The organism is Mycobacterium sp. NGS68 (assembly GCF_059812195.1).
Map to the genome: position 1 here is coordinate 12,201 of NZ_JCALCE010000010.1, position 20,981 is coordinate 33,181.

The window sequence follows — 20,981 nt, forward strand, 5'->3', positions numbered from 1 at the left end:
GACCAGGAGGCGCCATGACCACCGCCACCCTCGAGAGCCGCTTCGCGGCCGTGCAGAACGCCGGCGGATTCGACGCCGCGACGGTCGGCGGCTTCGCCCGCTACATCGCCGAGGCGCCCGACGAGAAGCTCTTCCGCATCAACCCTTACCGCTATGCGGCGGAGGCCGACATCGCCGAACTCGACTCGGTGAACCTGTTCCTGCACGCCGCGCACGCCGGCATCGTCGAGTTCAGCTGGGGTGTCCTCTGCCCCGCCTGCGGAGCGTTCATCACGACCGACCACGCCCTGCGCGCGCTGAATCATGCACGTACCTGCGCGATTTGCGACATCCCGATCCCGCCGGAGATCGACGACAACGTCGAGGTCGCCTTCAGCGTCGCCCCTTCGACGAGGACGATCCGATTCCAGGCCCCGGAGCGGCTCGACTTCATCCGCGACGGCCTCACGCTGTTCTTCTCGCCCAGCGTCGCAGACCCCACGCACATCGGTCGCTACCTGCGTGACCCAGTCTGGTTCGGTACCGCTGCGGCGGGCGAGACGATGGCGGCCGAGAAGGTGCTAACGCCGGGGCGGTACGTGCTGGCGCTGCCGGAGTACCACGTGCTGCGGCGCTTCACGGTCGACGAGGGCGAGGGCGCCTCATTGTCGAGCTTCGAGGTCCTCGCCGGCGGGCAGCTCATTCACGAGGGCGAGCAGCTCGCGGCGGGCAATGTGCGCATGACGCTGCGGAACCGGCTCGGCCGGCCGGTGGTCTTCGGCGCCTTCGCCGATCCGCGCCCGTCGTCGCCGGAGGCGCTCGCCGAAAAGGCGGCGAAGATGGCGCAAGCTTCGGGCTTTAACTTTCACCGCTTCTTCACCGTCAAGGAGCTGGTGACGACCCAGGTGTTCCGCGACCTGTTCCGCGCCGAGAGCATTCCCGCGCAGGGCGGCCTAGGGCTGAAGAACCTGACCGTGCTCTTCACCGACCTCAAGGGCTCGACCGAGCTGTACTCGCGGATGGGCGACATGCGCGCGTACGGGCTGGTCGGCGAGCACTTCGGCCTGTTGCGCGAGGTGGTCGCGGCGCGCGGCGGGGCGGTGGTCAAGACCATCGGCGACGCGGTGATGGCGAGCTTCCCCACACCGGCCCCCGCGCTCGAAGCGGCCATGGTGATGAACCGCGAGATCGCCAAGGTCGGCGAGCTGGAGCTCAAGATCGGCCTGCACGCCGGGCCCTGCATCGCGGTGGACCTGAACGAACGCCTCGACTACTTCGGGCAGACGGTGAACATCGCGGCGCGCGTCCAGGGGATCGCCGACTCGCGCCAGATCGTGTGCACCGACGCGGTGCGCGACGCACCGGGCGCGGCCGAGGTGATCGCGGGGCTGAGCCTCGTCGCCCCGCGCGAGCTGGCGGCGCTCAAAGGGGTCGCCGACCAGGTGGGCGTCTGGCGGTATCGCTAAAGCGGCTGGCCCGGTCCTAGTCGGCGGTGTGGACGATGAGGATGTCGATCTTGACCTTGCGGGCGATGGTGGAGGGGACCGAGCCGAGCAGACGGTCGGCGACGGTGTCCAGGCCGACGTCGCCGACGGCGATCAGGTCCGCGTCGACCTCTTTGGCCAGCTTGATGAGCGCGTCGACGGGCGCGCCGACGATCGAGCGCTCCTCGACGTCCTGCGCACCCGCGGCCTGCGCCCGCTCATGGGCTTCCCGCAGGATCTCGTAGGTATGGGCACCGCCGTGCATCTTGTAACTGCCCTCGCCGCCGAGGGCGTCTTCGGCGCGGCGGTCGGTGATCCGATCGGGCGCGGGCGGCCGTGACCAGCCGCCCTTCTCCGCGGTGCCGAGGTGCGCGCTCGCGATGATCAGCCTCGCGTTCTCCTGTGCAGCGACTACGGCCGCCCGGTCGACCGCGCGCAGCGACGACGCCGAGCCGTCCGTCCCGACGAGGATTGTCCGATAGCTCATGGCGCCTCCATCAGTCGGTCGTCGCCGACAACGAGATTATTGTTGGCCCGGCGTCATATGAGAAGGCCTGCTGACGCGCCTGATCGCGACCATCGCACCGGGCCAGGAACCGTTCCTGTTCGGATCGGAGCCGATCACCGTCGGCGCGATGGTGCAGATGATCGTGCTGCGGCGCAAGATCGTCGACGGAACCGCACGACCGTCCGAGCTTGCCGAGTTCCAGCGGACCGCCGCCGAGCGCGGGGCCGATATGACCGGCAACACCGAGCTGGCGGTGACGGCGCTGATCGAAGCGCGAAACCGCCCGATCATGGTCAGCGGCATGTTCGGCATGCTCTGTCCGATGCCAGGTAAGCACCGCCAACGACCACGTCGACGGAAGTCCGCACGACGCGATGTACCCGCTGAGCCGCCTGGTGCAGTGGATGGGCGACGACGATATCTCCGGTACGGAATCCAACGCTGTCGTAGAACTCTGCGTGCGGGGCTCGACGCGCTCGCGTCGTTGACGCGCCCGCATCCCTCAAGGATCATGCACAACACAGGCCCCACTCCGGTCAGGAGACCGCTATGCCACTTCCGTACATGCTCGGATCGAATGGCCCGGAAATCTGGTACTGGCAGGCCTGGTTCGACCGCATGTACCACGCGTACGCGCCGCCGGCCGACGGTTACTACGGTGACGACGAAGTCGCCGCGGTCAAGGAGATGCAGCGACGGCTCAACATCCCGCAGACGGGCGTGTTCGACGAAGAGACCGCACGCCTTGCCGGGTATACGCCGCCGGCGGGCCTGCTGCCGATCATGTTCACTGTCGAAGGGCATGCATCGAACATGTTCGCCGGACCGGTGGCCGACACCGCCAATGTGCTTGAAAGCGAAGGACTCTGCCATCACCAGCCGATCGGCTACAACAACGTCGCCGTGCCGTTCGACAACGCCAGCGGAATCAACGAGCTCGCGCGCCTCGTCGGGTCGGCGGTCATGGACAACGGGGTGCCGTTCCCCGCGGGGACCCCGTGGTCGCTCGGCATCTTCTCGCAGGGCGCCATCGTCGGTTCGTACTTCTACTTCAACTACCTGCAGGACGGTCAGCCGCTCGCCTGGCGTCGGGCCGACCTCAGAGGTGTTCTGACATACGGCAATCCGTGCCGCCAGACGAACAGCATCGCGCCCTGGGCCATGCCCTGGATCTCCAAGCCCGACACCCACGGCCTGGACCCGTACAAGCGATTCGGCCTGCCGGGGTACCCCGCCAAGCCCGACGACTGGATGGACGTCTACCGCGAGGGCGACATCTTCGCCGAGAACGGCGACGACAGGGCGAGTGCCATCCGGGCCGCCGTCTACGAGGCCGTCATGAACGACTTCTTCTCCAACCCGTACTCCCTGGCCGTACAGATCGGCCAACTGTTCCAGACACCCTGGCAACAGATCATCGGCATCGTCATCGCGATCGTCAGCGGCGTCGTGTTCCTCGGCGACACCCCGAACCCGCACTATTCGCCGTACGACATCACCGGCGGGATCGCCTGGATGCGAGGACGACTGACCGCGCCGGCGGTGGCTAGTCCGCTCTGACCCGCCATCGCGCAACGCTCGGCGTTCGGCCGACCGCAGTGCCGTGGGCACGCATCGCTTAAGCTGCCCCTTTGGCCCGGCGACTGGAGGTCTGCGGTGCGCGTATCGGTACGTAGGGTGGCGGCGACGCTGGCGGCCGGCTTGGTGCTCGTCGGATGCGACCACCCCACCGCGGCGCCGCCGAAGCCGAAGTTCGCCCCCTGGGGCGTCAACCTGGCCGACATGGACAGCTCGGTGCGGCCCGGCAACGACTTCTACAACTACGTCGTCGGCGCGTGGCTGAAGAACGCGAAGATCCCTGCCGACAAGGTGTGCGCGGGCGTCAGCCTGGACATCCAGAACCAGCTCAACGCGGACCTCAAGGCGATCGTCGAGGGCGCCGTCGCCAAACACGCGCCCGCCGGCGACATCTCGCAGCAGATCGGCGACCTCTACGCGTCGTACATGAATGAGGGGCTGCTGAACACGAAGGGCGTCGAGCCGGTGCGGCCGCTGCTGACGACGGTCGACGGCATCAACGACAGGCCGGGGCTCAACGCGGCGCTGGTGTCCTTCAACGCCAACACCAAAGTGGACGACCCCTTCCCGGTCTCGGTGGACATCGACCCCAACAACCCGACCCGCTACATACCCAGGCTCTGGCAGGGCGGCCTCTCGCTCGGTGACCGCAGCTACTACGTGAACACCGACCCCGACGCGGTCGAACTGCGCAACAAGTTCGTCGCGCACGCGGCCAAACTGCTCGGCCTCGCCGGGTTCGCCGACTCGCAGCAACAGGCCGAACAACTGCTCGCCCTGGAAACGAAGCTGGCCCAGGTGCAGCTGCCCAAGCAGGACGCGCGCAACGTCGACAAGACGAACAACATCATGCCGCGCGCCGACGTCGAGGCGCTGGCGCAGGGCGCCCCCCTGCGGGAGCTGTTCGACGCGCTCAAGCTGCCGGCAGCGACCGACGTGCAGGTCGGCATGCCGGACGTATTACGCCAGACCGCAGCGCTTTTCGGCTCCGAGCCGCTGGACGCGTGGAAGGCGTACATGCGCTACCACGTCCTGCACTCCTATGGCGGTGAGCTGTCGACGCCGTTCGCCGACGAGGTGTTCGACTTCTACGGCCGGACGATGGCGGGCGCCCAAGAGCGCACGCCGCGCGACAAGCGCGGCGTGTCCCGGGTGAGCAGCGAGCTCGGCGACCCGGTCGGCGAACTCTACGTCCATGCGCACTTCAGCCCGCAGACGCGCGACAGCGCAAAGGCGCTGGTCGAGAATCTTCGCCAGGCGTACAGCAAACGCATCGACGCCGCCTCGTGGATGGCGCCGGAGACCAAGAAGGAAGCCCAGGCCAAGCTCGCGGCGCTGGTCGCCAAGATCGGCTATCCCGACAAATGGAAGTCGTACGCGTCGGTGAAGATCGACGCCGCCGACCTCGTCGGCAACGAGAACAATCTGGCGCGGTGGGGGTGGAACGACGACGTCACCAAGTTGGCCAAGCCTATCGACCGCGCCGAGTGGAGCATGACGCCGCAGACCAACAATGCCTACTACTCGCCGCGGCTCAACGACATCGTGTTCCCCGCGGCGATCCTGCAGCCGCCCTACTTCGACCCCGCGGCCGATCCCGCGGCGAACTACGGCGCGATCGGGGCCACCATCGGCCACGAGATGAGCCACGCGTTCGATGACCAGGGCCGCAAGAGCGACGGCACCGGGCTGCAGCGCGATTGGTGGACACCGGCCGACGCCGAGCGCTATGTGCACGAGTCGGACAAGCTCGTGCAGCAGTTCAACGGATACGAGCCGCTGGCGGGCAATCACGTCAACGGGCAGCAGACGCTGGGGGAGAACATCGCCGATCTCGCCGGACTGCGCATCGCCTATGACGCCTACAAGCTGTCCCTCGGCGGCAAGGAGGCGCCCGTGATCGGCGGGCTGACCGGCGACCAGCGGTTCTTCATCGCCTTCGCGGCGAGCTGGAAGGAGCTCTGCCGGCCTCAAACCGTGCGCAACCGGCTGTTGTCGGATGTCCACAGCCCGGCCGCCTTCCGGGTCAACGGGATCGTCCGCAACATGGACGAGTGGTACACCGCCTTCAACGTTCAGCCGGGGGAGTCGTTGTACCTCAAGCCCGAGGACCGCGTCCGGGTCTGGTAGGCGAAGACGGTCTTAACCGGCCGCCTGCAGGGTGATTTCGGAGATTTTCGTCCGGCTCTGCCCGTTGGTGGTGCCCAGGGTGGAGATCCACACCAGCACGTTGGCGGTCTTGGTCCGGTTGTGCACCTCGATGCGGTTATGCCCCGGCTGCAGCGACGTCGTCGGGGTCAGCTCGGTGGTGTCGGCCAGCTTGGCCGGGTTGTCGGTGGCCGACGAGCGGATCTGCACCTGCGTTCCCGTGCTGGACACGTCGAGTGTCACCACACTCAGGGCGGTCGGTTCGGAAAGGTGCAGCAGCAGCCCCATCCCCTGAATGAATCTCGGGAAGGGGACGGCATCCATGTAGGCCACCGTCGACCATCCCGTGTTGGGGTTGCCGTCGATCGCCAACTTCGCGTCCTGCGGATTGTCGGGGGCGCCGTCGGGGGAGAACACCGTCGCGCTGACCGGTTTGATCATTCGTCCCGGGCGAACCCGGGTGCCGAATCCGTCGGTGAAATACAGCACCCCGGCCGCGGTCAGCGCGATCACGGCGACGACGGCGGCGACGACGGCCACGACGCGGGCCTTCCGGCGTTTCGGCGCCTCTTCGGGGGCCTTGCGCGGCGCTTCGTCGCGTGCTTCCGAGCGGGCTTCCGCACGGGCGTCCGCACGGGCTTCCGAGCGGCGGCGCTTCGGCGCGGCGTCGACCGAGAAGTTGATGATCTTGTCGGCATCCAGCGTTTCGCCGTCCCAGACGCCGCTCACCTCGACCTCGTCGCCGTCCGCGATGTGTCCCGAGACGAGGTCGGTCTGTAGTTCGACCGCGACGCGAGCGGGCAGGTCGTCGAGGGGGTCGATCGGGATCACCTGGAACAAGAAGAGGCCGACGTCGTCCTGCCCGTTGATGGCGCTGCGCCGCACGCCGCGGGCCGTCCCGTTGACGACCAGGCGCTGCAGCCGCTGCGTGGCCGGGCGCTCCGCCGAGGCGGCGACGACCGTATCGCTGGCGTCCCTGGGCTCCTGCTGTGTGAGGGCGCGGGCGAAGTCGCCACACGTCGGGTACCGATCGCTCGGGTCCTTGGCCAGCGCCCTGGCCAGCACGGCGTTCAGGTGCGCGAGGTCGGATCGGCGCAGCGATATCGGCGGCGGCGGCGAATTGAGATGGTGGCTGACGACGACGGCGCGATTCGAGTCCTGAAACGGCGGTGCGCCGGTTAGCAGGTGATACGTGGTGGCGGCCAGCGAATACTGATCCGCCCGGCCGTCCAGCGGCTTGCCCAGCAGCTGCTCGGGGGCCACGTAGCTCACCGTGCCCATGGCGACGTTGGCCTCGGTCAGGTTGCTGACGTCGTCGATCCGGCGGGCGATGCCGAAGTCGGTCAACAGCACCCGGCGACGGGGGCCCTCGGCCGCGGTCACGAGGATGTTCTCGGGCTTGACGTCACGGTGGAGCAGTCGGCGATCATGACCGAAATCGAGCGCGTCGGCCACCGCCGTCACGATCTCCCAGACGTCCTTCTCCGGCATGCCGTGGCGGTGCTGTTCCCGGATCAATTGACCGGCGTCGGTGCCGTCGACGTACTCCATCGAGATCCACAGGCGGCCGTCGAATTCGCCACGGTCCAGCACGCTGACGATGTGCGGGTGCCACAGCGTCGCGGCCAATTCGGCTTCGCGATTGAACCTGGCCCGAAACTCGTCGTCGGCCGTCGCGTTCAGGGACAAGACCTTCAGCGCGTCGTGACGCGGCAGGCGCGGGTGCTGGGCGAGGTAGACCTCGCCCATGCCACCGGTGCCGAGCAAGCGCTCAATGATGTAGCCAGCGAAGACCTCGCCGTTGTTCAACGGCATGCCCGAAAGCCTACAAACCGGCGGGACCCGGAAGCGAATGGGTCAGTAGACGCGTTGTTGACCGGTCGACAGGCCGTTGTCGCACGTCACGGTGACGTCCCAGGTGCTGCCCGTCGCGGGTCCGGGGCGATCTAGCCTGGTCTCTCCCGAGCCGGTGACGGTGAAATTGGCGACGTCGGTGTAGTTGAGCGTGGTGGCCGGACCGGCGACCGCGACGGCCCGATACACACAGCCCACCGGCGGCTTGCCGGCGTTGTTGGTGATCGACACGAAGGCCGGTATCCCGTCGGGCCGCCCGTCGCCGTACCGCAACCTCAGCTCCGAGGGCGGTGGCGGCGGAGGCGCCGGCGCCGGCGCCGCGGGCGGGGGCTCTGCCGCGGGCGGGGGCGCATCCGTGCGGGGTGCCGCAGTGGGGAATTGTTCCGCGGTGGGCGGAGCCGCGGGGGGCGCCGACGGCTCCGGTGTGGCGTTGTCCGTCGCCACGAGCGAGATCGAGCGGCCCGTCGTGGTGCCCGGCTCGCCCGGCCCCGACACGGCCAGTCCGACCCCGGCTAGCAACGCGACAAGCGCGGTCGCGACGAAAATGCCGGATCGCCGATACGACGGCCCCCGCGACGGTGTTTGACCTGCATTCATCGTGTGTGCCTCCTTGGCCCCAAGCCCCCAAAGGCGCAGTCTACGAACAATCCGCAGACAACGCGACGCTAACTCAGGGTCTCGCTTTAAGGTTCGGCGTATTGACTAAGTAGCGGCCACCCGGATTTCCATCGCGCCATCCAGCAGAGGAGTTGCGCCATGCACGATTTCCCGACACCCCGTCATGTCGCCGCGGCCATGCGCCGGGTCGCCGGCGCTGCCGCCGTGACCGCGGCGATCGGTCTGACGGCGGCCGTCCACGGGCCGGCCGTGACGCTGGTGTGGGCCAACGGGATCGAACTCGCCCCAGGCATCTCGGTCATCCCGGCTCCGGGCTGGACGATCGAAGGCCAGGGCCCCGGCTGGGTCACGCTGCACAACGCCCTCTCCACCGCGGAACTGGAAATCAAGGTCAAGCCCGCCGGTGGAGCGGACCCCGCCGCCGTGCTGCAGGGCGACATCGATCAGTTGAACGACGTGTCGACGACCGGGCTGACCAACGTGAGGACGGCGGGCGCGCCCGCTGCCTCACCCGTGCGGGGAGCGAATTTCCAACAGCAAGCGTCCGTCGACTACAACGCCGACGGCACGTCGGGGCTGGGCCCGACCCCCGTCAGCGGCTCGTTCAGCGAGCTGCTGAACACGTCGACCCACCGGTCGGCCTTCGTCGTCTTTGTGCAGAACGGCGATGCGACTGCCGCCGCTGACAGCGACGGCCAGGCGATGATCAACTCGCTGCTGTGACGGGAAACGGATGACCCTTCCCGGCACGCCATCTGACGACGTCGCCGACGTCCTTGCCGCGGGGAACGGCGACATCAGCACGCTGTTCGTCTCGATGGCGACCCGCCACCCCGACGGCGCCGACGCCGAATACCTGCGCTGGCACACCCTCGACCACCGCCCCGAGCAGTACCGCATGCCGGCCGTGCGCGCCTCCCTGCGGCTGGTGTCCACCCCGGCCTGCCGGTCCGCTCGGGCGGCCAGCCGCGACCGCTTCGACGCGGTCGACCACGTGATGACGTACTTCTTCACCGATCCCGGCGGCATCGGCGCGTTCACCGACCTCGGTGCCGCGCTGCACCGGGCCGGCCGCATGCTGCCGCTGCTGCCGCCGGTGGACCGCGGCGTGTACGAAGTGCGGGACAAGCTGGCCGCGGCGCGCGTCAAGGTCGGCTCCGACGTGCTGCCCTGGCTGCCGCTGCGGGGTGCCTTTCTGTTGGTCGAGCATGGCGCCGCGCCGTCGACCGACCTGCTCGACGTGGCGGGAGTTGCCGGCGTATGGTCGGCCACCTCCCGTGGTCGGTGGCTGCGCTACTGCTTCCTCGACGACGACCCGGTGGCCACCGCGGGGCGCCTGCAACCCATACTCGAGGCCGGTTGGCGGGCGTCGGGCACCGAAGCGCTGCTGGCCGCTCCGTTTCACGTCGTCGTGCCCTACGAGTGGGACCGCTATGTGCCGTAGATGGGGGACGTCATGCGCGTGGGTCTGATGGTCGGCTCCGACAAGGAGCGCCCCCGGGCGCAGCGGCTGGCCGGACTCGTCGAGGACGGCGTCGGCGCGGAAAACGCCGGCTTCAGCACGTTTTGGATGCCCCAGGTGCCCGGCTACCTCGACGCGATGACGGCCATGGCGCTGCTGGGGCGGGCGACCGACCGCATAGAGTTGGCCACGGCGGTCGTGCCGATTCAGACCCGCCACCCGATGATCATGGCCCAGCAGGCGCTGACGACCCAGGCGGCGTGCGACGGGCGGTTCACGCTCGGCATCGGCCCGTCGCACCATTGGATCGTCCAGGGCCAACTCGGGCTGCCCTATGACCGGCCGGCCCGTCTGGTGAGCGACTATCTCGACGTGCTGGCGGCGTCCTTCGCCGGCCCCGGACCCGTCGACGTCGAGAACGACAGCTACCGCGTGCACGGGACCGTGGATGTCGCCGACACCGTCGAAATGCCCGTTCTGCTGGCGGCATTGGGCCCGGCGATGCTGCGGCTGGCCGGCGAGCGCACCGGCGGCACCATCTTGTGGATGGCCGACGAGCGGGCCATCCACGAACACGTCGCCCCGCGTATCGGCGCCGCGGCGGACGCCGCCGGACGCCCCGCGCCGCGGATCGTCGCCGGAGTGCCCGTCGCCCTGTGCGCAGCCGGTGAAACGGACGACGCCCGCGCCTACGCCAGCGAGGTCCTGGGGCATGCGGATTTCTCGCCCAACTATGTGCGCCTGCTCGAACACGGCGACGCCGAGGACGTCGGCGACACCATGGCGGCCGGCGACGAGGCGGCCATCCTCGCGCGGTTGCGCCGCTACCGGGACGCGGGCGTCACCGACCTGGCGGCGCGGATCGTCCCGCTGGGTGACGACCCGGCGACCCGGACGCAATCGCGGGCGCGGACGCTGGAGTTCCTGTCGTCGATCTGCCCGGCGCTGTAGGCGCCTAGCTGCGCGCCGAGTTCTCGACGATGATGTCGCACGCCGTCTCGTAGAACGCGCTGATCAGCGTGGAGAACGACAGCGCAAACGGATGAATCATGTACACGTCCATCGGCTGGAGGCTCCAGTCCGGCAGCACGGGCACGATGCTGCCGTCGCGCAATTCGGTCGTGACGATGATCTGGTTCGGCATCGCCCCGACGCCGAGGCCCTGCAGGATGTACTGCTTGCCCACCTGAAAGTTGTTGGCGCGCGCCCGGATCGCGGGGGACAGCTCGCATCGTCGCTTGTTGCGCATCAGCGTCAACTTCCCGGACCCGTCGCAGCTACCGCAGTCGATGAACGGCAAGGCGTTCAGCTGCGTTGGCGTGCTGAGCGGCTCGGGTAGTCCGGCAAGCAGATCCGGCGATGCGCAGAGGAAAAGCTCGAGGCTGAAGACCTTCCGCGCGATCAGTGTCGAGTCCTGCAGCGGCCCCGTCCCGAAGACCACGTCGAACCCGTCGTGCACGGGGTGAACGACGTTGTCCACCAACCTGATATCGAGCCGCGAATGCGGGTAGCGCTGCAGGAACTTCGCGCCGACCCGGGACGCGTAGTCGACGCCGACGAAGACGGGGATGGCGACGCGCAGCTCGCCCTGCGGCTCTTGTCTGCTGCCCTCCACCAGCGCGCGCACGCCGTTGGCCTCGGCCAGGATGTTCACGCCGTGGTCGTAGATCTTCTCGCCCAGGTCGGTGACGGTGAGCTGATGGGTGTTCTTGCGCAGCAGCTTGATGCCGAGGTCGGACTCCAGCTTGGACAGCTTGCGGCTGACCGTCGACTTGGGCATGCCGAGCAGCGCCGCCGCCTTCGACAGGCTGCGGCACTCGACCACCTTGCCGAAAACCAGCAGGGCATCGAGGTCGAACGGCAGGTTCTGCTCCATAAGCGGCCAGGGGTGGTGTTCCAGAAATGCAACAGGGTGTTGCAATTGAAAGCCTGTTTTGCGCCTTCGGTCAAGTGCTACGTTCGGCCGATAGGAGGGGCCGATGAGTCACGACGTCCTGGTGACCAAGCCGGCGAGCGGACACTGGACCGACGCCTATCCCGAATTGGGGCGCGGCCCGGTGTCACTCGAGGACTGCGTGTCGCCGGAGTTCTACGAGAAGGAACGCGAGCACGTCTTCCGCAAGACCTGGCTCTACGTCGGGCGCGTGGAGCGGGTGCCGCGCTCCGGCAGCTACTTCACGCGCGAGCTGAAGTTCCTGAACACCTCGGTCATCGTCGTGCGGGGCAAGGACGGCGTGATCCGCGCCTTCCACAACATCTGTCCGCACCGCGGCAACAAGATGCTTTGGCAGGACGACCCCTTCGAGGAGGTCGCGGGCCGGGCGCCGTTGCTGTACTGCCGTTTTCACGGCTGGCGCTACAACCTGGACGGCTCGCTGCACGCCGCCACCCGCAAGGACCTGCTGCTCGACTTCGATGCCGACAGCTGCCGCGTGCCGGCCATCGCGTGTGAGGTCTGGGAGGGTTTCATCTTCGTCAACCTCGACCCGCACAACACCGAGCCGCTGCGCTCATACCTCGGCGAGCTGGCGCACGGCATCGAGGGCTATCCCTTTGGCGGGCCGCATCAGGTGTACCGCTTCAAGGCGGAGCTGCAGTGCAACTGGAAGATTTTCCTCGACGGCTTCGCGGAGAGCTACCACGGCCCGTACCTGCACGCGTTGTCGTTCGGCGCGCTCACGGCGGAGGCCAGGGAGGCGTTCGACCAGCCCAACCCGTTCACCGACGCGCTGGCCTATCGGCTCAAGGGACCGCATCGGACGTTCTCCTTCGCCGGCGAACCGTCGCGGAAAACGCCCTACTCCAAGCCGATCGAATGCGTCATGGAGGCGAGCGCGGCTGGTCCGTGGACCAAGCGCACCGACCGCGGGCCGATGCCGGCGGGGCTCAACCCCACCCGGTCGGACAAGTACGGCTTCGATTCGTTCCAGTTCTTCCCCAACTTCGTGCTGATCTTCGGATCCTCCGGCTTCAGCACGCACACGCATTGGCCCACCGGCCCGCACTCCCACCTCTTCGAGGTCGAGATGTTCTATCCGCCGCCCCGGACGCACAAGGAGCGGCTGGGACAAGAGCTGACGGTGACGTTCCTCAACGACATCATCCTGGAAGACGCCAGCCCGTCCGAAGGTTTGCAGGCGATGCTCAACAGCGGCGCGCTCACGCATTTCACGATGAACGACGAGGAGATCCTGCTGCGCCACCTGCACAAGGTGGTGGGCGACTACGTGGCGGCCGGCGAGCAGGCCCGCCTATGAGCGCGCTACTGCCCCAAGAATTTTCGGAGCTCGAGCACCTGGTCGACGAGTGGGCCATCGAGGACGGCCACGAGCGCTACGTGAAGCGCGTGAACAGTTCCATGCCGCAGATCCAGGCGTTCTACGACGAGGTGTTCCCCCACGCCGAGGAAGCGGTCGCCTACATCGACAAGTTCGACTACGCGCAACCGCTGCCCGAGGACGTCGCGAACCTGCGCAACCTGCTGTACTCGCTGATCACCGTGTCGCTGGCGGTCGAACTGTGGCGGCAGCCGCGGGTCAAGCATTCCGCGCACACCATCCTCACGAGGCTGAGCTGACCCATGGGACTGTCGACTACCCGACTCGAAATCATCGACCGCACGCCGCTGATCGGCAGCGAGATCCGCACCGACCTGGACACCCTGCTGAGCGGCCGCGAGGCGGACACGATCCGCGCCACGCTGGAGCGCCGCGGCGTCGTCTTCTTCCGCGGCCTGCAGATCAGCGACGAGCAGCAGGTCGCGATCGCGAAGACCCTCGGCAACATCGTACAGAACGAGGGGGAGGGCGGGATCTACAAGATTTCGCTCGACACGAACGTCAATCAGCGGGCCGAATACCTGAAAGGCTCGATGTTTTGGCATTTCGACGGCTCGCTGCAGCCCTACCCGAACCTGGCGAGCCTGCTGCGCGCCATGAAGTTGTCGGACTCCGGGGGGCAGACCGAATTCTGCAACACCTATGCCGCCTACGAGGACCTGCCGGACGCGGACAAGCAGGCCATCGCGGACCTGCGGGTGGTGCACAGCGCCGAGCGCTCGCAGTACTACGTGCGGCCGGAGATGAGCTACGAGGAGATCACCTTCTGGCAGAAGTCCCCGACGAAGTCCTGCCCCATGGTGTGGACCCACCGGTCGGGCCGCAAGTCGCTGCTGCTCGGCGCGACGGCGGATTACGTCCTCGGCATGCCCGTCGAGGAAAGCCGGGGTTTGCTTGCGCGCCTTCGCGACTGGGCCACCCAGGCGCGCTACGTCTACCGGCACGAATGGCAACTCGGCGACCTGCTCATCTGGGACAACACCGGAACCATGCATCGGGCGCTCCCGTACGCCGCCGACAGCGGTCGACTCATGCACCGCACCGTGCTGGCCGGCGAAGAGCCGCTGACGTGAAACTCGGCGTCACCACGCCCGTCGTCACCAACGTCGCCGGCGCCGCGCTGACGTGGGAGCAGGACGCGACGATCGAGGACATCGGCCGCGTCGCCGAAGCGGCCGACCGGCTCGGCTATCACCACCTCACCTGCAGCGAACACATCGGCATACCGTCGGGCGAATCCGCCCGCCGCGGCTCCCGGTACTGGGACCCGCTCGCCACGTTCGGCTACGTGTCGGCGCGTACGCGGCAGATCCGGCTCGTCACGATGACCCTGGTGCTCGGCTACCACCATCCGCTTGCCATCGTAAAGCGTTACGGCACACTGGATCACGTTAGCGGCGGCAGGGTGATCCTGGGCGTCGGGGTGGGGACGCTGAAGGAGGAGTTCGACCTGCTGGGCGCGCCGTTCGACGACCGGGGTGCCCGCGCCGACGACGCGCTGAAGGCGCTGCGGGCCGCGCTGCCCACCAACGAGCCGTCGTACCAGGGCGAGTACTACTCGTTCGGCGGGCTCACCGTCGACCCCTGCGCGCTGCAGCCGCACATGCCGATCTGGGTCGGCGGCCGCACCCGGCGGTCGTTGCGGCGCGCGGTCACGCTCGCCGACGGGTGGTGCCCGTTCTACGTGTCCATCGCGACGGCCGCCGAGTGGTTGCGGGCGCACGAGCTGCCGGCCGGGTTCGAGGTGGTGCTGCCATCCGATCAACCGCTCGACCCGGCGCGGGAGCCCGCGTCGGTCGAGGAGACGCTGCACACCATGGCCGCGGCCGGCGTCACGACGGTGTCGGCCAGGTTCGTCCATCACTCGCTCGAGCACTACCTCGAGCAGGTCCATGCGCTGGCCGAACTGCACGCCAAGACGTTCTGAGGCTCGCCGGGATTAGGCTCGCGGGTGCGGGTGTTGTCGGTGCGGAAGACCGCAGACCAACCACGGCAGTTAAGGGTGCAGATGAAGTTCGGGATTTCCACGTTCGTCAACGACGACAGCATCGACACGGTATCGCTCGCCCGCGCGATCGAGGAGCGCGGTTTCGCGTCGCTGGTGGTCGCGGAACACACGCACATTCCGGCGAGCCGCGAGTCCGCCTATCCAATGGGCGGCGAGCTGCCGTCGATCTACTACCGGACCCTGGATCCTTTCGTGACGTTGGCCGCGGCCGCGGCGGTGACCTCGTCCATCGAGTTGTTCACCGGGATCGCCCTGCTGATCCAGCGGGACCCGATCATCACGGCCAAGGAAGCCGCCAGCATCGACCTGATCTCCGGCGGCCGGTTCATCTTCGGCGTGGGCGCCGGCTGGAACATCGAGGAGTTGCGCGATCACGGGACGGACCCGAAGACGCGTGGCGCGCTGCTCGACGAGCGCATCGAGGCGATCAAGGCGCTGTGGACCACCGAACCCGCCGAGTACCACGGCAAGTACGTCGATTTCGACGCGTCCTACAGCCGCCCCAAGCCGGTGCAGAAACCGCACCCGCCCCTGTTCATCGGCGGCGACTCCGACGCCACCGTCAAGCGGATCATTCGCCACGACGCGGGCTGGATATCGAACCCGGTGCCCGTCGAAAGACTGACCCGGCGCATCGATCAACTGCGCGAGGGCAGCGGGCGCGACGTCCCGCTGGCGATGTTCGGCACACCGATCAAGCCCGACTACTGGGACGCCGCGCGCGACCTCGGTTTCGGCCGCCTCGCGCTGCTGTTGCCCACCAAGGGGCTGGACGAGTCGCTGCGGTTGCTCGACGACTACGCCGCGAAGGTGGCCGCATACACAAATGCCGCGCTTTAGCAGCATCCTGTCGCCCCGCGGGGGAACCTTTGCGGATGCCGACGCGGCACCGGGTTGCCTGGCCGATCTGCACCTCGACGAGGTCATCGCCGCCGTCACCGCCGGACACGCGGAGGATCACGTCGACCGGTTCTTTTACGTTCCGCTGCAAGAGGTTTCCGAGGTCGAGCATCGTCAGCAGGTCTTTCGGGATCTGGAAAGCGAGCATATCCGCCAGCCGATCCTGAACTTTGTCAAGGCGATGCGGACCGTGCGCCACCGCATCGACCGGGCGGGCGAGCTGCCCAATCCGCTGCAACGGCAAGGCTGGTTCGTCTACGCCATTCAAAAGTACTGCGACGCTGTGCCGTTGCTGCGCGACGAGTTGCGTCAGGCCGGTCCGGCCTCGCGAGGTCTGCGTGATTTCACCGACTACGTGACCGAATACGTCGACGGTGAAACCTTCCGAAACCTGGTGAACGACAACGAAGCCGTGCAGGCCGACCTGCGTGAGGTCCGCTATACCGTGCACATCGAAGGGCTGCGGGTGCACGTCGAGAGGTACCAGGGCCAGACGGATTACAGCGTCGGAGCCGTCGCGGCCTTCGAAAGGTTCGCCACCGAAGAGCGCGAGGACTACCACGTACCGCAGCAGGATTCGGCCGACATGAACTATGTCGAGCAGCAGGTCCTCAGCTGCGTCGCGAAGCTCTACCCCGCCGCGTTCGCGTCGCTCGAACGATTCTGCCGCCGCAACAAGCAGTTCATCGACGGCGTGATCGGGCGATTCGACGACGAAATCCGGTTCTATCTCTACTATTTGGCGTTCGTCCGCCGCCTCGCCGCCACGGGTCTGGGGTTCAGCTACCCCGAGGTCACCGGCGAACCCGGGGTGCTGTCGGCCGACGACGCGTTCGACCTGGCGTTGGCGATCAAGTCCCTCGACGGCGAGCGGCAGCCGGTGCGCAACAGTTTCGGACTGTCGGGCGCCGAACGGATCTTCGTGGTCACCGGACCGAATCAGGGCGGTAAGACGACGTTTGCCCGGACCGTCGGCCAGTGCGCCTACCTCGCGTCGCTCGGCTGTCCGATACCCGCCGCACGCGCGAGGCTCACGCTGCCGGATGGGATCTTCACTCACTTCGAACGGCAGGAAGCCCTCGCCACGCTGCACGGGAAGCTCGAGGAAGAGCTGGTCCGTATCCACGACATCCTGTCTCGCGCCACCCCCGCGAGCATCATCATCATGAACGAGAGCCTGTCGTCGACGACGGTCAGAGACGCCTTGCTGATCGGCACCGAAATCCTGGAACGGATCATCACGTTGCGCAGCGTCGCCGTCTGCGTCACCTTCCTCGACGAACTCGCCAGCGTGGATCAGGCGTGCGTGAGCATGGTCGGCGACGTCGCGCCGGATGACCCCACGCAACGGACCTTCAAGTTCATCCGCCGCCCCGCGGACGGATTGGCCTATGCCGCGGCGCTGGCCGACAAACACCGACTCGACTACGACGCGCTGCGGCGGAGGATCGGTCGATGAGGGTCCGACTGCTGGATCCCGACGGCGACTTCGATCTGAGCCCCCGGTTGCCCTGGCGGGTAAGCATTCTCGTCGACGAGGACCTCGAGATGGGCCGACTCTACGACGCGATGGCGGGCGGTGACGCGTTTCTGCGCGATACCGCCACGAAGGTGATTCCGCTCGGCCTTACTGAGCCGGACGTGATCGTGTACCGCCAACAGGTGCTGGCCGACTGTATCGCCAATCACGCTGTGGTGCGCCAGATGTACGACATTGCCGTTGCCGTCGAAGGTCTCGAACTGCGCCGCAAGGTGTTCCTCGGCGGCCTGGGGTCGCGCAACGCCGAGTTGATTCTGCGGCGCTCGGTCCGGATTCTGGAACTGCTCGTCACGAGTCTTCGGCGGCTGCGTCACCTCGCCGACGGACATGCCGGCCAGTTCCGTTCCCGCGGTCTGCGGCGACTGGCCGCCATGCTCGCCGAACAACTGTCCGACGACTACCTGGCCCAGGTCGACGCATACCTGCGTGACCTGCAGATGCCGCACGGCGTGCTGCTCAGTGCCCGGATCGGACTCGGCAACAAGAGCGAAAGCCACGTGCTGCATCAACCCGCGTCGCGCGGCTTCTGGGCGTCGCTGTCCGGCGGCCACCGCGATGGCTACGGGTTTGCCGTCGACGCCGACGACATCGCCGGTGCGCAGGCCCTGTCCGAGCTGGCGGGCCGAGCCGTCGACGACGTCGCCAACGCGGTCACCCAGTCGGCCGAACACGTCCAGCGCTTCTTCGGGCGGCTACGCATCGAATTGAGCTTCTACCTGGGCTGCCTGAATTTGCATGACGAACTGACCAAACGTGCTGTGCCGACCTGCTTTCCGGTACCCGCCCCGATGGGAGCGCCGCGGTTCGGATGCCGCGGCCTGCGCGACGTCGGCCTGTGCCTGGCCACCCGCGAGAGCGTCGCCGGCAACGACGTCGACGCCGACGACAAGACGCTGATCGTCGTCACCGGCGCCAACGAGGGCGGCAAGTCGACGTTCCTGCGCAGCGTCGGTGCGGCCCAGCTCATGATGCAGGCCGGCATGTTCGTGGTCGCGCAGCAGTTCACCGCCGACGTCCACGACGGCGTCTTCACGCATTTCAAGCGGGAAGAAGATGCCACCCTCACCCACGGCAAGCTGGAGGAAGAACTCGTCCGGATGAGCGCGATCACGGACCACGTCGGGCCCGGATCGCTGCTGTTGTGCAACGAATCCTTTGCCGCGACCAACGCGCGCGAGGGCTCGCAAATCGCCGGAGACGTCGTGCGCGCCATGGTGGAAAGCGATGTCCGGGTGTACTTCGTGACCCACCTCTACGACCTCGCCCACAGCCTGCACGAACGCCACGATCCGGCCCACCTGTTCCTGCGCGCCGAGCGGCAGTCCGACGGATCACGCACGTTCAGACTGGTCCCCGGCGCGCCCGAACCCACGGCCTACGGCGGAGACCTGTTCCAGCGGATCTTCGGCACACCGCGCGACTGATCGCCGCCCAGTGTGCGGCCAGCCTCACGCTCGCCGACAGGCGCGCAAAGTGGAGTACTTCTCTACTCATGGCAACCGGGCGCCGGGCCGTTAATTTTCGATCAGTGAGTCTGCTGCAGCGTCGCGCGGGTCACGGATTTCTTTTATGAGCCCCGCAGGAACTGAGCGCACCGCGCAGATAGCACGAGGACCAGGTGATGAACGGAGAAGCCACCCTGCTGCGCGCACCGGTCGCGTTTCTCGGCGAAACCCGGTTCTGCAACTTCTCCGCCCCCGAAATCGGTTGTCTTGCCGAATCCTTCGGTCGCCAGGGCAGAGACGAACGCGACATCGCGGTCGAGGTATTCGAATTCGTGCGCGACGCCATCGCCTACGAGGTCGGCAACTGGCAGCGCACCGCCTCGGACACCCTGCGTCGACGCAGGGGCACGTGCACCAACAGCGCCAACCTGATGGTGGCGGTGCTGCGCCGGTTGGGCATACCCGCCGGATATGGCGTCATGACCGTGAGCGGCAGAGAGTATTTTGGTCCCGCCATCCCGGCCCGCTTGTCCCGGCAGGTATCCGCGCGCAGCAGGCACCTCTACGTCTGCGTGCTGCTCGACGGTCGATGGGTGCGGTGTGACCCCTCGGACGACTCGGCGCTGTCCACCGCCTCCCACCACGTCAACCCGCAATGCTCACCCGTCGTCTGGAACGGCACCGACGATGCATTGCTCAGCCTCGATCCACGGCACATCGCCGACGACCTCTTTCCGTTGCCGAACATCGACGAACTGATGAGCAAGCCGATGCGGTGGAAAATGCAGCTCCCCGCGCGCATCGGCAACTGCTTCATCGAGTTCCTGCGACAGCAGGGACTGTCAATCGAGAGTTGCGACGAGGTCGAGGCGCGCTTCGACGCCTGGATGCACGAGATGCACCCGGTGTTGCACCGGCTGTATCGGATGTTGCCTGCGGGCTGAGGGTTTCAGAACTTCGCGACGGCGCCGGCGTCGACCGGCAGCGCCGCCCCGGTGATGTATTGCGCCTCGTCGGAGGCGAGAACAGCACCGCGTTGCTCACCGCGCGGGCTTCGATCACCGGCTTGGGCAGCATGTGGAAATGCCCGATGATCGCGGCGGCGTCCGCCATGGTCGGTTCGGCCAGGTCGGGGCGTAGCGTCCGGTGGAACTGCTCGTTGTCGATCATCGGCGTCAGGATGTTGCCCGGATGGATCGAGTTCACCCTGATCCATTGCGGCGCAAGCTCATTCGCCAACGAGTTCATCAAGCCGACCACGGCGTGCTTTGCCGACGCATAGTGGGCCATGTAGCCGCCACCGCGAATGCCCAGCATCGAGCTGACCAGGATGATCGACCCGCCGCCCTTGGTCATGTGCGGCAAGGCCGCTTTCACGGTGTGCCACACGCCGGTCAGGTTGATATCGAGCATCGTCTGCCAGGCGGATTCCTCGATCAGGGCGGCGGGCGCGGGAGATCCGCTGATGCCGGCGTTGGCGACGACGATGTCCAGCGCGCCCAACGCCGCGACGCCCCGTTCGAGCGCGGTGCTCAGACTCGCCGCGTCGCGCACGTCGGCCGTGGCGGTGAAGATGCGGCGTCCCGTCTTCTCCACCAAAGCCGCGGTGTCGGCCAGGTCGGCCTCGGTCGCGCCCGGGTAGGCGACTCCCTCGATGTCCGCGCAGACGTCGACCGCGACGATGTCGGCGCCCTCCTCGGCCAGTCGGACCGCGTGCTCGCGACCCTGGCCGCGCGCCGCGCCGGTGATGAACGCGACTTTGTCGGCGACCCTGCCGACCTTCTTGTCTGTCATCGCGACCTTTCGCCTAGAGCACTCCGGACTGTAAAAATACAACGTGCCGTCTGAGCCGGCGTGCCGCCGGCCGTGTCTGAGCGTGCCCGGCGGCTGGCATCAACTGTCACTCTGTCTCGGCGGGAGCACGTGCCTGTTCGTCCACGTTCGCGCGGCAAGCTGTCGCTGTGAGGTGGGCAAAAGACCGTATGCCGACTTTCTTGTGACGCGGGGATTCGTGAGACCGACACACCGCCGCGGCGACAGTCCCCAAATTCACGGCTCCGCCCGGCAATTTCACGCAAAATTGAGCGTGCTCGCAGGCCAGGGGTGAGCCGGGGCAGCG

Annotated in this window: 19 protein-coding genes and 1 pseudogene; 14 read left to right on the forward strand and 6 right to left on the reverse strand. The window is 67.4% G+C overall.

The window, feature by feature from the left end; genetic code table 11:
• Nucleotides 1-14: 14 nt before the first annotated feature.
• The gene (locus AC5Y5V_RS12980; protein ID WP_499935386.1) at nucleotides 15-1,445 is read left to right on the forward strand and encodes an adenylate/guanylate cyclase domain-containing protein; all 1,431 of its coding nucleotides are present in this window, start codon (nucleotides 15-17) and stop codon (nucleotides 1,443-1,445) included.
• 16 nt (nucleotides 1,446-1,461) lie between these two features.
• On the opposite strand, the gene AC5Y5V_RS12985 is transcribed toward AC5Y5V_RS12980, so the two are convergent.
• The gene (locus AC5Y5V_RS12985; protein ID WP_499935388.1) at nucleotides 1,462-1,950 is read right to left on the reverse strand and encodes a universal stress protein; all 489 of its coding nucleotides are present in this window, start codon (nucleotides 1,948-1,950) and stop codon (nucleotides 1,462-1,464) included.
• 10 nt (nucleotides 1,951-1,960) lie between these two features.
• Nucleotides 1,961-2,314: a hypothetical protein gene (locus AC5Y5V_RS12990; protein ID WP_499935391.1), complete on the reverse strand. Its 354-nt coding sequence runs from the start codon at nucleotides 2,312-2,314 to the stop codon at nucleotides 1,961-1,963.
• Nucleotides 2,315-2,520: 206 nt separating this feature from the next.
• Between AC5Y5V_RS12990 and AC5Y5V_RS12995 the strand changes: the two genes are divergently transcribed.
• Nucleotides 2,521-3,531 carry a peptidoglycan-binding domain-containing protein gene (locus AC5Y5V_RS12995; protein ID WP_499935394.1) on the forward strand — a complete coding sequence of 337 codons (1,011 nt, stop codon included), beginning with the start codon at nucleotides 2,521-2,523 and terminating at the stop codon, nucleotides 3,529-3,531.
• A 117-nt stretch (nucleotides 3,532-3,648) separates the two neighbouring features.
• Nucleotides 3,649-5,679: a M13 family metallopeptidase gene (locus tag AC5Y5V_RS13000; RefSeq protein WP_499935397.1), complete on the forward strand. Its 2,031-nt coding sequence runs from the start codon at nucleotides 3,649-3,651 to the stop codon at nucleotides 5,677-5,679.
• A 12-nt stretch (nucleotides 5,680-5,691) separates the two neighbouring features.
• Here the strand turns inward: AC5Y5V_RS13000 and AC5Y5V_RS13005 are convergent, their stop codons facing one another.
• Nucleotides 5,692-7,512 (reverse strand): serine/threonine-protein kinase, encoded by a 1,821-nt coding sequence (locus AC5Y5V_RS13005; protein ID WP_499935400.1) that lies wholly within the window; start codon nucleotides 7,510-7,512, stop codon nucleotides 5,692-5,694.
• A 42-nt stretch (nucleotides 7,513-7,554) separates the two neighbouring features.
• Complete coding sequence (locus AC5Y5V_RS13010; RefSeq protein WP_499935404.1) at nucleotides 7,555-8,148, reverse strand: hypothetical protein; 594 nt, start codon at nucleotides 8,146-8,148, stop codon at nucleotides 7,555-7,557.
• A gap of 159 nt (nucleotides 8,149-8,307) precedes the next feature.
• Here AC5Y5V_RS13010 and AC5Y5V_RS13015 point away from each other — a divergent pair, with 159 nt between their 5' ends.
• From AC5Y5V_RS13015 to AC5Y5V_RS13025, 3 genes are read left to right on the forward strand one after another with little or no spacing between them, the layout of a single operon-like run.
• Nucleotides 8,308-8,892 carry a hypothetical protein gene (locus AC5Y5V_RS13015; protein ID WP_499935408.1) on the forward strand — a complete coding sequence of 195 codons (585 nt, stop codon included), beginning with the start codon at nucleotides 8,308-8,310 and terminating at the stop codon, nucleotides 8,890-8,892.
• Nucleotides 8,893-8,902: 10 nt separating this feature from the next.
• A complete protein-coding gene (locus AC5Y5V_RS13020; protein WP_499935412.1) occupies nucleotides 8,903-9,613 on the forward strand; it encodes a hypothetical protein in 711 nt (236 codons plus the stop codon).
• A gap of 12 nt (nucleotides 9,614-9,625) precedes the next feature.
• Nucleotides 9,626-10,582: a TIGR03564 family F420-dependent LLM class oxidoreductase gene (locus AC5Y5V_RS13025; protein WP_499935847.1), complete on the forward strand. Its 957-nt coding sequence runs from the start codon at nucleotides 9,626-9,628 to the stop codon at nucleotides 10,580-10,582.
• 4 nt (nucleotides 10,583-10,586) lie between these two features.
• Here the strand turns inward: AC5Y5V_RS13025 and AC5Y5V_RS13030 are convergent, their stop codons facing one another.
• Nucleotides 10,587-11,507: a LysR family transcriptional regulator gene (locus AC5Y5V_RS13030; RefSeq protein WP_499935416.1), complete on the reverse strand. Its 921-nt coding sequence runs from the start codon at nucleotides 11,505-11,507 to the stop codon at nucleotides 10,587-10,589.
• Between the two features lie 103 nt (nucleotides 11,508-11,610).
• Here AC5Y5V_RS13030 and AC5Y5V_RS13035 point away from each other — a divergent pair, with 103 nt between their 5' ends.
• The 8 genes from AC5Y5V_RS13035 to AC5Y5V_RS13070 all read left to right on the forward strand — a co-directional run bounded on the left by AC5Y5V_RS13035 (nucleotide 11,611) and on the right by AC5Y5V_RS13070 (nucleotide 19,806).
• Entirely contained in the window at nucleotides 11,611-12,888 is a 1,278-nt protein-coding gene (locus AC5Y5V_RS13035) for an aromatic ring-hydroxylating oxygenase subunit alpha (RefSeq protein WP_499935419.1), read from the forward strand.
• Nucleotides 12,885-13,208 (forward strand): hypothetical protein, encoded by a 324-nt coding sequence (locus tag AC5Y5V_RS13040; RefSeq protein WP_499935423.1) that lies wholly within the window; start codon nucleotides 12,885-12,887, stop codon nucleotides 13,206-13,208. The genes AC5Y5V_RS13035 and AC5Y5V_RS13040 overlap by 4 nt, the downstream gene beginning before the upstream one ends.
• A gap of 3 nt (nucleotides 13,209-13,211) precedes the next feature.
• Complete coding sequence (locus tag AC5Y5V_RS13045; RefSeq protein ID WP_499935426.1) at nucleotides 13,212-14,042, forward strand: TauD/TfdA dioxygenase family protein; 831 nt, start codon at nucleotides 13,212-13,214, stop codon at nucleotides 14,040-14,042.
• Nucleotides 14,039-14,896 carry a TIGR03619 family F420-dependent LLM class oxidoreductase gene (locus AC5Y5V_RS13050; protein ID WP_499935430.1) on the forward strand — a complete coding sequence of 286 codons (858 nt, stop codon included), beginning with the start codon at nucleotides 14,039-14,041 and terminating at the stop codon, nucleotides 14,894-14,896. The genes AC5Y5V_RS13045 and AC5Y5V_RS13050 overlap by 4 nt, the downstream gene beginning before the upstream one ends.
• An 81-nt stretch (nucleotides 14,897-14,977) precedes the next feature.
• Complete coding sequence (locus tag AC5Y5V_RS13055) at nucleotides 14,978-15,817, forward strand: LLM class F420-dependent oxidoreductase (RefSeq protein WP_499935849.1); 840 nt, start codon at nucleotides 14,978-14,980, stop codon at nucleotides 15,815-15,817.
• Nucleotides 15,804-17,336, forward strand: coding sequence for a MutS-related protein (locus AC5Y5V_RS13060; RefSeq protein ID WP_499935436.1), 1,533 nt, complete (start codon nucleotides 15,804-15,806; stop codon nucleotides 17,334-17,336). Before AC5Y5V_RS13055 ends, AC5Y5V_RS13060 begins: the two co-directional genes overlap by 14 nt.
• Nucleotides 17,333-18,841 (forward strand): MutS-related protein, encoded by a 1,509-nt coding sequence (locus AC5Y5V_RS13065; protein ID WP_499935438.1) that lies wholly within the window; start codon nucleotides 17,333-17,335, stop codon nucleotides 18,839-18,841. The genes AC5Y5V_RS13060 and AC5Y5V_RS13065 overlap by 4 nt, the downstream gene beginning before the upstream one ends.
• Nucleotides 18,842-19,038: 197 nt before the next feature.
• Entirely contained in the window at nucleotides 19,039-19,806 is a 768-nt protein-coding gene (locus AC5Y5V_RS13070; protein WP_499935442.1) for a transglutaminase-like domain-containing protein, read from the forward strand.
• A gap of 5 nt (nucleotides 19,807-19,811) precedes the next feature.
• Here AC5Y5V_RS13070 and AC5Y5V_RS13075 read toward each other — a convergent pair.
• A pseudogene (locus tag AC5Y5V_RS13075) lies at nucleotides 19,812-20,656 on the reverse strand (mycofactocin-coupled SDR family oxidoreductase).
• Nucleotides 20,657-20,981 lie beyond the last annotated feature (325 nt).

What these genes read in the sequence shown, in the direction of transcription:
- AC5Y5V_RS13065 (WP_499935438.1), top strand. Translation starts at nt 17,333, where the DNA reads ATGAGGGTCCGACTGCTGGATCCCGACGGCGACTTCGATCTGAGCCCC.
- AC5Y5V_RS12985 (WP_499935388.1), bottom strand. Translation starts at nt 1,950, where the DNA reads ATGAGCTATCGGACAATCCTCGTCGGGACGGACGGCTCGGCGTCGTCG.
- AC5Y5V_RS13015 (WP_499935408.1), top strand. Translation starts at nt 8,308, where the DNA reads ATGCACGATTTCCCGACACCCCGTCATGTCGCCGCGGCCATGCGCCGG.
- AC5Y5V_RS13010 (WP_499935404.1), bottom strand. Translation starts at nt 8,148, where the DNA reads ATGAATGCAGGTCAAACACCGTCGCGGGGGCCGTCGTATCGGCGATCC.
- AC5Y5V_RS13060 (WP_499935436.1), top strand. Translation starts at nt 15,804, where the DNA reads ATGCCGCGCTTTAGCAGCATCCTGTCGCCCCGCGGGGGAACCTTTGCG.
- AC5Y5V_RS12995 (WP_499935394.1), top strand. Translation starts at nt 2,521, where the DNA reads ATGCCACTTCCGTACATGCTCGGATCGAATGGCCCGGAAATCTGGTAC.
- AC5Y5V_RS13020 (WP_499935412.1), top strand. Translation starts at nt 8,903, where the DNA reads ATGACCCTTCCCGGCACGCCATCTGACGACGTCGCCGACGTCCTTGCC.
- AC5Y5V_RS13030 (WP_499935416.1), bottom strand. Translation starts at nt 11,507, where the DNA reads ATGGAGCAGAACCTGCCGTTCGACCTCGATGCCCTGCTGGTTTTCGGC.
- AC5Y5V_RS13025 (WP_499935847.1), top strand. Translation starts at nt 9,626, where the DNA reads ATGCGCGTGGGTCTGATGGTCGGCTCCGACAAGGAGCGCCCCCGGGCG.
- AC5Y5V_RS13040 (WP_499935423.1), top strand. Translation starts at nt 12,885, where the DNA reads ATGAGCGCGCTACTGCCCCAAGAATTTTCGGAGCTCGAGCACCTGGTC.
- AC5Y5V_RS12980 (WP_499935386.1), top strand. Translation starts at nt 15, where the DNA reads ATGACCACCGCCACCCTCGAGAGCCGCTTCGCGGCCGTGCAGAACGCC.
- AC5Y5V_RS13055 (WP_499935849.1), top strand. Translation starts at nt 14,978, where the DNA reads ATGAAGTTCGGGATTTCCACGTTCGTCAACGACGACAGCATCGACACG.
- AC5Y5V_RS13035 (WP_499935419.1), top strand. Translation starts at nt 11,611, where the DNA reads ATGAGTCACGACGTCCTGGTGACCAAGCCGGCGAGCGGACACTGGACC.
- AC5Y5V_RS13005 (WP_499935400.1), bottom strand. Translation starts at nt 7,512, where the DNA reads ATGCCGTTGAACAACGGCGAGGTCTTCGCTGGCTACATCATTGAGCGC.
- AC5Y5V_RS13045 (WP_499935426.1), top strand. Translation starts at nt 13,212, where the DNA reads ATGGGACTGTCGACTACCCGACTCGAAATCATCGACCGCACGCCGCTG.
- AC5Y5V_RS13070 (WP_499935442.1), top strand. Translation starts at nt 19,039, where the DNA reads ATGAACGGAGAAGCCACCCTGCTGCGCGCACCGGTCGCGTTTCTCGGC.